At 72.6% G+C, this 11,630-nt stretch carries 12 protein-coding genes; 5 read left to right on the top strand and 7 right to left on the bottom strand.

All coding sequences use genetic code 11. From position 1 onward, the window contains the following. Window positions 1–1,016, bottom strand: a 1,016-nt coding sequence (locus tag MFF04_RS03515; protein ID WP_238274080.1) for a TolC family outer membrane protein, incomplete at its 3' end; no start/stop codon positions are given. A 92-nt stretch (window positions 1,017–1,108) separates the two neighbouring features. After that, the gene (locus MFF04_RS03510; RefSeq protein ID WP_238274079.1) at window positions 1,109–2,443 is read right to left on the bottom strand and encodes a polysaccharide biosynthesis/export family protein; all 1,335 of its coding nucleotides are present in this window, start codon (window positions 2,441–2,443) and stop codon (window positions 1,109–1,111) included. Window positions 2,444–2,715: 272 nt separating this feature from the next. Here MFF04_RS03510 and MFF04_RS03505 point away from each other — a divergent pair, with 272 nt between their 5' ends. Continuing rightward, on the top strand, window positions 2,716–3,102 hold the full coding sequence (locus MFF04_RS03505; RefSeq protein ID WP_238274078.1) for a thioredoxin family protein: 387 nt from the start codon (window positions 2,716–2,718) through the stop codon (window positions 3,100–3,102). Between the two features lie 5 nt (window positions 3,103–3,107). Here the strand turns inward: MFF04_RS03505 and MFF04_RS03500 are convergent, their stop codons facing one another. Next, entirely contained in the window at window positions 3,108–3,824 is a 717-nt protein-coding gene (locus MFF04_RS03500; RefSeq protein ID WP_238274077.1) for a glycosyltransferase, read from the bottom strand. Window positions 3,825–4,127: 303 nt separating this feature from the next. Here MFF04_RS03500 and MFF04_RS03495 point away from each other — a divergent pair, with 303 nt between their 5' ends. The 4 genes from MFF04_RS03495 (at window position 4,128) to MFF04_RS03480 (ending at window position 7,953) form a co-directional block, all read left to right on the top strand. Further along, on the top strand, window positions 4,128–4,967 hold the full coding sequence (locus tag MFF04_RS03495; RefSeq protein ID WP_238274076.1) for a 3-oxoadipate:acetyl-CoA acetyltransferase: 840 nt from the start codon (window positions 4,128–4,130) through the stop codon (window positions 4,965–4,967). A gap of 4 nt (window positions 4,968–4,971) precedes the next feature. Then, window positions 4,972–5,778 (top strand): 3-oxoadipate enol-lactonase, encoded by an 807-nt coding sequence (gene pcaD / locus MFF04_RS03490; protein WP_238274075.1) that lies wholly within the window; start codon window positions 4,972–4,974, stop codon window positions 5,776–5,778. A gap of 100 nt (window positions 5,779–5,878) precedes the next feature. Then, window positions 5,879–6,322, top strand: coding sequence for a TadE/TadG family type IV pilus assembly protein (locus MFF04_RS03485; protein ID WP_238274074.1), 444 nt, complete (start codon window positions 5,879–5,881; stop codon window positions 6,320–6,322). Beyond that, the gene (locus MFF04_RS03480) at window positions 6,319–7,953 is read left to right on the top strand and encodes a TadG family pilus assembly protein (protein WP_238274073.1); all 1,635 of its coding nucleotides are present in this window, start codon (window positions 6,319–6,321) and stop codon (window positions 7,951–7,953) included. Before MFF04_RS03485 ends, MFF04_RS03480 begins: the two co-directional genes overlap by 4 nt. A gap of 121 nt (window positions 7,954–8,074) precedes the next feature. On the opposite strand, the gene MFF04_RS03475 is transcribed toward MFF04_RS03480, so the two are convergent. The 4 genes from MFF04_RS03475 to MFF04_RS03460 form a co-directional block, all read right to left on the bottom strand. Then, window positions 8,075–8,650 (bottom strand): PAS domain-containing protein, encoded by a 576-nt coding sequence (locus MFF04_RS03475; protein ID WP_238274072.1) that lies wholly within the window; start codon window positions 8,648–8,650, stop codon window positions 8,075–8,077. A 300-nt stretch (window positions 8,651–8,950) separates the two neighbouring features. Next, entirely contained in the window at window positions 8,951–10,420 is a 1,470-nt protein-coding gene (locus MFF04_RS03470) for a sodium:solute symporter family protein (RefSeq protein WP_238274071.1), read from the bottom strand. Then, window positions 10,417–10,638, bottom strand: a complete 222-nt coding sequence (locus tag MFF04_RS03465; protein WP_238274070.1) for a DUF3311 domain-containing protein — start codon at window positions 10,636–10,638, stop codon at window positions 10,417–10,419. The genes MFF04_RS03470 and MFF04_RS03465 overlap by 4 nt, the downstream gene beginning before the upstream one ends. Window positions 10,639–10,755: 117 nt before the next feature. Then, entirely contained in the window at window positions 10,756–11,583 is an 828-nt protein-coding gene (locus MFF04_RS03460) for an SGNH/GDSL hydrolase family protein (RefSeq protein WP_238274069.1), read from the bottom strand. Window positions 11,584–11,630 lie beyond the last annotated feature (47 nt).

Here is an 11,630-nt window from a genome sequence, read left to right as displayed (position 1 = left end):
CGGCTCTGCTCCACCTGGATGCGCGACTGCCCCACCAGCTCCTTCGCCTGGCGGATCTGCGCGTAGGTCTGCCCGCCCTCGTAGATCGGCACCGTCAGCCGCCCGAGGATCGTCGCCGAGACCCCGTTCGAGCCGGCCAGCTGCTGGTCGTAGCGCTGGTTGACCTGACCCTGCAGCGCCACCGTCGGGTAGAGCTGGCCCTCCAGCACCTTCACCTGCGCCTCCGCCGCGTCGACCTGATGCAGCGCCGAGAGGATCGAGGGGTGCTCCTTCAGCCCGATCTCGATCGCCCCGTCGAGGCTGCCGGGCACGTAGCGGTCCAGCGGACGCCCCGGCGCCAGCTGGCGCGGCTCGACGCCCACGAACTGACGGTACAGGCCGATCGAGGCCCGCAGCTGCGCCTCCGCCGCGCTCACGTCCGAGCGGGCGCCTGCCAGACGCGCCTCCGCCTGCGCCACGTCCGTGCGCGTCACCTCGCCGATGCGGAAGCGCTCGCGGGTCTGGCGGAGCTGCTCCTCCAGCACCTCGACGTTGTTGCGGCGCAGCTCCAGCGTGGCGGTGTCGGACAGCACGGCCATGTAGGCCTGGACCGCGCTGTAGAGCACGGTCATCTCGGTCGTGCGCAGACCCTCGCGCTGGCTGTAGACGGTGGATTCCGCCTGCCGCGTAGCGTTGTCGGTCTGGAAGCCGTTGAACAGGGTCTGGTTGACGGTGATGCCAGCGCCGCCCGGCAGCGTCGTCTGGTTGATTCGGGTGCCCGAGAGCACGCCGTCGAACTTCTGCACGCCGAGATCGGCGTCGACCGCGACCCGCGGCCGGTAGCCGGCCTGGGCGATCGCGACGTTCTCGTCGGTGGCGCGAAGCCCCGCGCGGCTGGCGTTGAGCTGGGGGTTCGCCGCGTAGGCGCGGATCAGGGCGCTGTCGAGCGTCTCGGCGGACGCGGGAAGCGCCGCGCCGCAGAGGAGTGCGAAGACGCAGAGCCGTCCCCGCGCCGAGATTCTGCCTGTCGAGACCATGCGAAGACGGTAAACCGGCATGCTTAATGCCGGGCTAAACCGCCGTCTCGGGCCTTGTCCCGAAGGTGGTCAGGCGTGTCGGGAAGTGCCCCTCAGCGGGAGGCGGAGGCCGCGGCGCCGGGCTTTCCGGGCAGGGTGCCCGTGGCCGAGGATTGCGGCGCCGGCGGCTCGGCCGGCGCACGCTCCGCCGAGGCCGGGACCGGCGCGGGAACGGCGACCTGCACGAGGTCGCGGGGCATCAGCGGCGTGTCGGGCCCGGCCTGAATGACCTCCGTGCGGCCTGCGACCTGCCGGCGGATCGAGAAGAGGGGCTCGCGGGCACGGGCGTCCCGCTCGGTCCGGGCTCCGCGGGCACCAGCGCCGCCGTTGCCGATCACCTGCCGGGCGATGTCGGCGCGACGCCGGTTCGGCTCCAGGCTGTCGCGGAGCGACACGAGCTCGCGCTCCACCTCGGCGAGCTGCGTCGAGGCTTCGACGATCCGCGCGTTCTGGAGGTTGGCGATGGTGGTCTCGGTGATGGTGCCCTGGAGCTTGGTCTCGGTGATGCGCCGCTCGATGTCGCGCTGGTCGTTCTCGACCTCGACGATCTGGCGCTTGAGCGTGAGGAGGCGCGTCACGGGCACGAGGCGGGCGGTGGTCGCCTCGCCGTCCATGGCGCTGAGCTCCTGCTGGAGGAGCGAGCGCTGCTGCGCCTTCTTGACGAGGCTCGCCCGATAGGCGGCGTCCTGCTCCACCAGGATCTGCTGTTGGCGCTTGAGGTTGTTGACCTCGCCGGCGAGCGATTCCCGGCGCTTGGCGAAGAGGTGGCGCTCGCGGGTGAGCAGTTCGTCGGCCTGGGCGGTGGCGAGGCCCTCGGCCCAGCCCTTCGGCGGCTCGAACGTCGCAGCGGAGGCGGCCTCCGCGCCGAGGCGGGCCCGGCGCAGCACGGCGGAGGCGAGCCGCGTCTGGGTCTGCTCCTCCTGCTCGACCGCCCGGTAGGACTCGAAGGCCAGCAGCGGCCCGCCGGATTCGGAGAGGCGCGGTGCCCCCCCGGCGAGCGCGTAGGCCTTGGCCGGCGTCAGGTCGCTCGCCCAGGGGTAGCGGCCGGGGCTCTGCACGGCGCCGCCGACGAAGATCGGGCCGGTCTCGAGCACCGTCACCGTCACCTTCGGGCCGACGATGCCGGCCCCGTCGCGATAGGCGGCGTTCAGCCGCTCCTCGACCGCGTCGACCGTCTGGCCGGCCGCAGGGACGCTGCCGACCAGCGGCAGGCGCAGGTTGCCGTCGGCGTCGATCTTGAGGCTCATCGAGAGATCGGGCCGGCCGAAGACGCGCACGTCGACCTTGTCGTCCTGACCGAGGCGGAAGGGCTCGGCCCCGGCCGATCCGGACAGGAGCGCGCCGCCGAGACAGAAGAGCGCGACCAGAAGGGCCCGGCCGGCCGACACGCACCGTCCCGCGACGGGATCGGCACGCCGCGGCACCGTCCCGGATTTACACGCCACAGCTCTCACGATCCGTCGTCCCAAACTCACAGAGCTTCTCTAGCACCGCAGGACTGCAAGATTGAGGCGAAGACCGCGCCGAAGACTACGGACGGCGCGGCCATCCCGCGCAGGATCGTGAACGGGGCCCCGGAGTCCGGCGCAGCCGGGGCAGGACGGCGCCCTATATGGGAGCGACGCCCGCGTCCCGAGACGGCGGGCGGGAGGGCCGCCCCATGCCGTTCCGTCCAGCCGCCGCCATGGCGGCGCTCGCCGTCGTCGCCGCCGCGTTACCCGCCCGCGCCGACCCCGCCCCCTACACCGACGCGGCGTTCGAGGCCGCGCTGGCGGCGGGGCGGCCGATCCTGGTGGCGGTGAGCGCGCCCTGGTGCCCGATCTGCAAGGCGCAGAAGCCGATCCTCGCCAAGCTCGCGGCCGATCCGCGCTTCCGGGACCTTCTCGTCCTCGACATCGACTTCGACACCCGCAAGGAGGCGATGCGCCGCTTCGAGGCGCGCTCCCAGAGCACCCTGATCGTCTTCAAGGGCGGCCGGGAGGTCGGCCGCTCGGTGGGCGAGACCCAGCCGGAGTGGATCGAGGGGCTCTTGGAGAAGGCGCTCTGAGCGGCTCACGGCGCGCGGCGGCGCTCCGAGATCTCCGTCACGGTGCAGGCCTGCGCCGTCCCCGATCGGCGCTCGCGACGGACGCGGGCCGGAAGCGCGGACACCGATCGGCCGAGCTGGATCGCCTCGAGCCGAGGCAGGACCTCGACGCCCCAGCCGGCTCCGCGAAGACGCGCGGGCCAGGTCCCGCCGCCGAGGAACAGAGGGCTCGCCCCCGCCGGGCAGGCCGCCTCACGCCGGATCATCAGGCAGGCCTCGGACGCTCCCCCGACCGTCGCGGCACCGCGCGGCCCGATGCCGAGCGACCGGACGGCCGCGGCGAGACGGCCCGGCGCGGCGCCCGCGCCGCCGTCGGCGACGAGGCGGAGGCCGACCGCTCCCGCCTCGGGCCTGGCGTCGAGCCCCTCGATCAGGCCGGCCACCGTTCCGGGATCGATCAGGAGGACGTTCGGGGCGAGCAGCAGCAGGTAGCGGCCCCGCGAGGCGGCGAACGCCAGCGCCGTGCCGCCGGCGACACCGTGCCCGCGGCGGCCGGCCACGAGATGCACCTCCGGCCAGCGGCCGGCGACGATCTGCCCGGTGCCGTCGCGCGAGCCGTTATCCACCACGACGATCTCGCAGGACCGGCCGATCTCGCTGCCCGTCAGGTAGGCGAGGCAGGGGCCGATCTCCGAGGCCGCGTCGTGGGTGACGATGAGGACGCTGAGTCCGAGGCCGCCCATCCGGCGTCTCCGTTGCGGGGGATCGAAGAAGGACACCCGGATCGGGCGAGCCGGACGGGACGACGCTTCGCTGTCCGATCTCGCGCTGGGGTGGCATCGACCCTGAAATACAACCTCTATAGGATGAACTAAATCTTAAGTTGCAAATTGCCGTTTCGGCGTCTGCATCGGATGCGGCGGGCGCGGGGCCGGCGACAGCGTCCGACGGCGTGGCGGCCGAAACCGGCCCACGCCGCGGTCCCCTTGCGGCGCGCCGCGCGCTAGGTTCCGGCTGTCGAGCATCGGCTGCGAGAGCCCCGAACCATGAGCGCATCCCCCGTCGTCGTCGCCGTCGCGATCACCGGCTCCGTGCCGCGAAAGCGCGACAACCCGGCGGTGCCGATCACGGTGGCCGAGCAGATCGAATCGACGCAAGGCGCCTTCGAGACCGGCGCGAGCCTCGCCCATATCCACGTGCGCAACGACGACGAGAGCCCGTCCTCCGACCCGGACCGCTTCGCCGCCGTGCAGGAGGGGTTGCGAAAGCACTGCCCCGGCATGGTGGTGCAGTTCTCGACGGGGGGGCGCGGGCGCGATCCGGCGAGCCGCGGCCTCCCGCTGAAGCACCGGCCGGACATGGCCTCGCTCTCGACGGGCTCGGTGAACTTCCCGACCATCGTCTACGAGAACCCCGCCTCGCTCGTGAGCGACCTCGCCGGGCAGATGCGCGCCAACGCGGTGCGGCCCGAGATCGAGATCTTCGACCTCTCCCATCTCCACGGCGCCCGCCGCCTCCTCGACGAGGGCCTGATCAACGCGCGCCCGCACGTGCAGGTGGTGATGGGCGTGAAGAACGCCCTGCCGGCGGACGAACGCCTCCTCGACATCCTGCTCGGCGAGCTGCGCCGCGTCCTGCCGCACGCCACCTGGACGGCCGCGGGCATCGGCCGCGAGCAGGCGCGGGTGATGGATTGGGCGCTGGCAAGGGGCGCCGACGCGGTCCGCACCGGGCTCGAGGACAACATCCGGGTGGCGAAGGACCGGTTGGCCGGCAGCAACGCCGAGCTCGTATCGCTCGCCGTCGAGGCCATCGCGCGCCACGGGCGCCGTCCGGCGACGCCGGCCGAGGCGCGGGCGCTGCTGGGCCTGCGGGCGGAGGGCTGACACGATGCCACATGTCGCGATCGGCGGACGCGCCGTCCACTACCGGCTCGACGGGCCGGAGGGCGCCCCCGTCGTCGCCTTCTCCAACGCGCTCGGCTCCGACCTCGGCCTCTGGGAGGGCGTCATGCCCCGGCTCGCGGCGCGCTACCGCTGCCTGCGCTACGATACGCGCGGACACGGCGGCTCGCAGGCCTGCGACGCGCCGGTGACGATCGAGGCCCTCGCCGGCGACCTCGCGGGGCTTCTCGATGCGCTCGGCATCGCCCGCGCCCACTGCGCCGGCATTTCGCTCGGGGGCATGGTTGCGCAGGCGCTGGCGATCCGCGCGCCGGAGCGGGTGGCGAGCCTCGCACTGATCGCGACCGCCGCCCACCTGCCGAGCGCGGCGAGCTGGGCGGAGCGCGCCGCGACGGTGCGGGAGAAGGGCACCGCCGCCATCGCCGAGGCGACCCTGGAGCGCTGGCTCACGGCGCCCTTCCGCGCGGGGTCGCCGGAGGCGGTCGAGCGGCTGCGCGCCGCGCTCCTCGCCTGCGATCCCGGCAGCTACGCGGCCTGCTGCGGTGCGATCGGCGGCATGGACCTTCGGCCGCGGCTCTCCGCGATCCGGGTGCCGGCCCTCGTCGTCGCCGGCCGCGAGGACCCGTCCACGACGCCGACGCTCGCGGAGGAGATCTGCGCGGGCCTGGGCGAGGCCGAGCTGGTGCTGCTGCCGCGCGCCGCACACATGCTCGCTGTCGAGCGCGCTGAGGCGCTGGCCGGCTATCTCGGAGCGTTCCTCGAACGCCGGGAGAAAACCGGCCCGGACGCCTAGGCGGCTGAAGGGACACCGACAACCCGACACAACCCGTTAACCGGCTTCTATCACTTTTGGTTGTATTGCATGAGGCGATGCAACTGGCCGGGAGGGCGCGATGACGGCGAGGCGGGGGTGGGCAGCGGTCCGGCGCCTCGGTTCCGACGCGGGCGGCAGCTCGGCGGTCGAGTTCGCGATCGTCGCGCCGGTGCTCATCGCGCTGTTCGCAGGCATCGTCGTCTTCGGCCTCTATCTCGGCGCGATGAGCAGCCTGCGCCAGCTCGCGGCGGAGGCGGCCCGCGCCTCCGTGGCGGGCGTCACCGACGCGGAGCGGGCGAGCCTCGCCCGGCAGCGGGTCGACACCAGCCTCGCCGGCGGCTCGCTATTCCGGCCCGGCAGTGTCGGGGTCGAGGTCGGGGCCGATCTCGGCGATCCGACGCTCTACGTCGTCACCCTCAGCTACGATTCGACCGCGCTCGGCCTCGGCGGCTTCGCCAGGCTGGTGCCGCTGCCGCCGGACATGATGCGCAGCCGCGTCGCCGTCCGCCGGGGGGGCCTGTGAGCGCCGTCCGGCGCTTTCGCGGCGACCGGCGCGGCTCCGTGGCCGTGATGACCGCGCTCGGGGCGACGGTGCTGCTGGGGGCCGCCGCGATCGGCGTCGACCTCGGCATGCTCCATCAGGCCTCGCGCAAGGCCCAGGGCGCCGCGGACGTCGCCGCCCTCGTGGCCGCGACCGAGATCGGCGCCGCCGAGGACAGGGCCCGGCGCTCGCTCGCCGACAACGGCTACGGAACGAGCGCGGTCCGCATCGAATCCGGCCGCTACGAGGCGAACGCGACTCTCGCGCCGGAGGCCCGCTTCCGGGCGGCGGACACGCCCGCCAACGCCGTACGGATCGATCTCTCGACCACCGCCCGCACCTACTTCGCCCGGGCGCTGGGCCTGCCGGCGGAGGTCGGCATCCGGGCGCGGGGCACGGCGGCACGGGCCCAGTTCGCCGCCTTCCATGTCGGCTCCGGCCTCGCCGCCCTCGACGGCGGCATCGCGAACGCGGTGCTCGGCGCGCTCCTCGACACCCGCCTGTCCCTCCGGGCGATGGACTACGACGCGCTGCTCTCGACTCGCGTCGACGCCTTCCGCTTCCTCGATGCCCTCGACGCGCGGCTGAACCTGAAGGCCGGCAGCTACGCGGAGGTGCTCGGCGCCCGTGCCAGCGTCGGGCAGGTCCTCTCGGCGCTCCAGGTGGCGGTTGCCGGGGAGGCGCGGGCCGGCGTCGCCCTCGCGGCCCTCTCCGCCGCCCTGCCCGGCGCGGGCGCGAGCCTGCCCGTAGGGCGCATCCTCGATCTCGGCGATGCCGCAGCCCTCTCGCCGGCCCGCGGCAGCCGGGGCCCCGAGATGTCCCTGATGGATCTCGTCGCGGCCACCGCCTCCGTCGCCAACGGGCAGCGGCAGATCTCGGTCGACCTCGGCGCCACGGTGCCCGGCCTCACGAGCACGCGGCTGACCCTGGCGATCGGCGAGCGCCGCCAGAACTCGGGCTGGGTGCAGCCGGGCACGCCCAACGCCACCCTTCGGACCGCGCAGACCCGGCTCCTCATCGAGGCCGGCCTCGCGGCACCCCTGGGGCTCGCCGACCTCAACCTCTCCCTCTACGCCGAGGCCGCCTCGGCGCAGGCGAGCCTGCGCTCCGTGACCTGCCCCTGGACGAGCCCGAGCCAGCGGCAGGTGAGCGTCGACGCGCAGACGGGGGTGCTGACCCTCGCCCTCGCCGACGTCTCGCGCTCCGCCCTGCGCGCCGCGGGTGCCGGCCCGGACCTGTCGCAGCCGAGCGAGATCCTGCGGGCCCCGGGCCTGAGCATCCGGGCGGCCGGGCGCACGAGCCTCGGCGGCTCCTATGCCCGCACCCTGACCTTCGGCGACGACGACATCACCCGGCATCGGGTCCAGAGCGTCTCGGCGAGCGGGCTCGTCGGCTCGGCCACCGCCGGCCTGATGCGCGATGCCACGTTCGACATCAACGGGATCGGCCTCTCCCCGCTCCTGCGGCCGGCCCTCGCAACCACCCTGGCCGCCGCGGCTCCGGTCCTCGACCAGCTCCTCGACTCGACCCTGCGTACGCTCGGCATCCGGGTCGGCCTCGCCGAGGTCGGCGTGGACGGCACCCGCTGCGACCAGGCGGTGCTGGTGCAGTAGCGGGTCCCGGGAGGCTTCCCAGGGTCCGTCGGGCGTTCATGAAAACGCCTGACAGACCCTGATCTCCCGTCGGATCGATAATCCTGACGGAGAACCGGCTTCCACGTCTCCCGGACCGACTCTAGCGGGCGATCTCCTGACCGAGGCGCATCAGCAGCAGATCGGCGAGGAGACGCAGCTCGGAATGGGCGAGGCGGTCGAGCGCCTGCCGGCAGGCGATGGCGTGGTCGGCGGCGAGATCGAGCGCCTCGGCGCGTTCGCCATGCACGGCAGGCACGATCGAGAACGGCTTGTCGGCGGGCTCGGTCACGTCGAGCACGATGCCCTGGCCGTGGGTCGGCCGCCCCGCCTCGTCGTGGAAGAGGCGGCCGCGCTCGATGACGGATCGGTAGCCCTCGGCGGAGCGGGCCCGATACTCCGTGAAGAACGAGCCGCCGAGCCGGCAGGCGATGCGGAAGCGCCGCTCGAAGCGGGCGTGATCGGATTCGAGCATCCGCGCGCGGGCGCGGTCCGGCAGGAGCATCGCGCCGGCAAGCGCCCCGTCGCCGGCCAGGAGGCTCGCGGCCCCTTCGTCGAGGATGAAACGACCGTTCGAGGCCGACCAGTACCAAGTGCCGATGACGCCGGCGGCGTCCAGGGCCGCTCTGAGGTCGCAATCAACGAGCGTCGGAGCATGTCCGACGGCAAGGGTCGCCATATCCGAGCCTCCTCGGTCTCGGAGACAGATACTATAACCTAGATCACTAAGTTCCAGAGCGACGTCAACTTGAGGTTGCCAAACCCGAAGAAATTTCTGTGTTTGCCGGTCAACTCGTCAGACCGATCAGGGTCGCGGCGCCGAACACGAGCACCGAGACCACCGACAGTGCCAGCAAGAGCAGCGCGACCCGAGATTCCCGCAATTCCGGGGACATCCGCTCCTCCCGAATCAAGGTCTTCGGAAGCATCTTCCACCGCCCGGCGGTGATGTCACGCCCCGAAACTGAGACGATCTGTCTCAATACGCCCGGCCGCCCGGAGCGGCGACTGCGAGGGCGCCCCATCGGCTGACAGCGACCGCCACGACGACGTTGAGGGTCAACGCGAGGACACCGACATTGATGTCCTGAAGCGCGGCCGGCAGGAACGGGAACAGCCCGCCGACGCTGAGGCCGAGGATCACCGTCGCCGCCACGCTGCCGACGCCGGCCACGATCCCGGCGATGGCGCCGGCCGCCGTGAGGGGATTGCGCCGCATCAGGCTCGCCAGCAGCGCGGGGAAGAGCTGCGTCACGAAGTTGTAGCCCATGAGCAGGAGCTGCACGATCGTGTCACCCCCGTGCAGCGCGAAGCCGACGCAGACCAGCGCCAGCACCGGCACGATGCCTTTGGCGAGGCGGGCGGTGGAGGCGTCCGTCGCGGCCGGGCTCAGGGGCCGGTAGAGGTTGTTGGCGACGAGCGTCGCCCCCGACATCAGGATCATCGAGCCCGGCACCAGGGCGGTGAGCACGCCCGTCGCGCCGATCACGCCCACGAACCAGGGCGGGAAGGTCTGGAGCGCGAGCTTGAACAGGGAGAGATCGGCGTCGGCGCCCTTCAGGCCGGGGACCTGGAGAACGGCCGCGAAGCCACAGAACAGCACGAAGAGCAGCACGAGCTGGTAGAGCGGCAGGATCACGGCATTGCGCCGGAAGGTGCGGGGGTCGCTCGCCGTGTAGAGCGAGGCGAAGACGTGCGGCCAGGCGTAGCCGCCGAGCGCCGTCAGCAGCGTCGTCGAGGCGAACCAGACCGCGCTCTGGCCCCGCTCCGGCAGGGCGAGGAAGCCGGGGCGGGCGGCCTCGATCGCCTCGAACATCGGCGCGATGCCGCCGTAGTAGTGGTAGGGCAGGTAGAGGCCCAGGAAGACGACCACGAACAGGATCAGCACGTCCTTGATCGCCGCCGTCCAGGCCGAGCCGCGCACGCCCGAGACCACGACGTAGGCGGTGACGCCCGCCGCCCCGATCCAGATCGCGGCCGCGGGGCTCACCGCGCCGTAGGAGGCCGTCGAGACGATGATCCCGAGGCCCTTCAGCTGGAGGACCATGTAGGGCACGAGCGAGACGATCCCGACGACGGCGACGAGGAGACCGAGCCCCCGGCTCTCGTATTTCGCGGCGAAGAAGTCGGGCTGCGAGAACAGATTGCGGGCCTTGGCGTAGGCCCAGATCGGCGGCAGCAGCCAGTAGGAGATGACGTAGATCAGCGCCAGGTAGCAGAGGATGTAGTAGGCCGGCCCGCCCTTGCCGTAGGCGAGGCCGGAGCCGCCGAGGAAGGCGAAGGTCGTGTAGATCTCGCCGGCCATGAGCAGGAAGACGAGGAGCGTGCCGAAGCCGCGCCCGCCCACCGTCCACTGCTCCAGGCTCATCTGCCGGCCCGAGCGCGCTCGCAGGCCGAGGGCGAGGGCGCCGAGGAAGGTGAACGCGATGATCGCGAGGGCGACGCTCACCGGCCCTCTCCCGACGAATCGGTGCCGCCCGCCGTGCGGTTGGCCGGATCGGTGAGGTAGATCACGCCCATCACCGCCGAGGTGCCGAGCACGCAGAAGACCAGCCAGGCCATCAGCAGCGGCATGCCGAGGACGAACGGCGTCACCCGGTTGAGGAAGAACGGGCCGACGAGCATCCCGAGGAAGGGCAGCAGCGCGAGCCAGCGCAGATGATGCATGCGGTCCGGTATCCTGTCGCGACGGGTCCGGCGGGAGCATGGACGCCGCGGCGCCCGCCGTCCATCACGCAGGAACCGGACCAGGACCGGGATTCGAGGCCGCAGACGCGGCCCGTCTCACTCCGCCGAGGCGGAGGCCACCTTCGGCGCGGCGGCGGTGCCGAGATCGCGCAGGATCTCGTCGGCGGCGGCGCGGGCGAGCAGCGCGTAGCCGGCATCCGCCATGTGGAGGCCGTCGGCGGAGAAGAGCTGCTTGCGGGTCAGCTTGGCCTGCGCCACCCAGTCCTGCATCAGCTCGGAGCGGCGGATCACCGGCACGGTCAGCTCCTCGCCGATCTCGCGCACGGCGTCGCGGAACCGGTAGGCACCCGGCGTGTCGTCGAGCTTCGGGCACCATTGCGGCTCCATCAGCACGACGTCGATGCCGGCCTCCTGGATGCGGCGCACGGCGGCGATCGTGGCCTCGCGGAAATGGTCGAGGTCGACGCCGCGCAGGGGATCGTTGCTGCCGGTCTGCCAGATCACGAGATTCGGCTCGGCGCCGATCACGTCGCGGTCCAGGCGCTTGAGCATGTCGTCGACATGCTCGCCGCCGATGCCGCGGTTGACCACGGTGACGGCGCCGTTGAGCTGCGGCAGGGCCTTGCGCAGGGCGACCTCGAGGCGGGCCGGGTAGGTCATCGCCGGGCTCGAGGCGCCGACGCCCTCCGTGGAGGAGGAACCGAAGGCGACGATCCGGACCGACTCGCCCTGGGCGAGCCGGCGGGCGGTGTTGGGCAGGTCCGCCGAGGGGGCGCCGAGGCCGAGCAGCGCGAACTCGAACGGATCGGGAAGCAGGTTCGCATAGCCGAGCACCGCGGTCGGCAGCACGGCGAGGCCGGCGACGAGCGCCGCCGCGCGGGTCAGGCGGCCGAGGCGGGGAAAGGCGGGAGACAGGCGGGGCATCGGGCTCGGGTCTTTGCGAGAGCGGGCAATAGCAGGGTTATCAGCCG

Source organism: Methylobacterium jeotgali (assembly GCF_022179345.1).
GTDB classification, from domain to species: Bacteria; Pseudomonadota; Alphaproteobacteria; order Rhizobiales; family Beijerinckiaceae; genus Methylobacterium; species Methylobacterium jeotgali.
The sequence above is the reverse complement of the archived record's forward strand: the minus strand, read 5'-3'. Positions and strand labels throughout refer to the sequence as shown.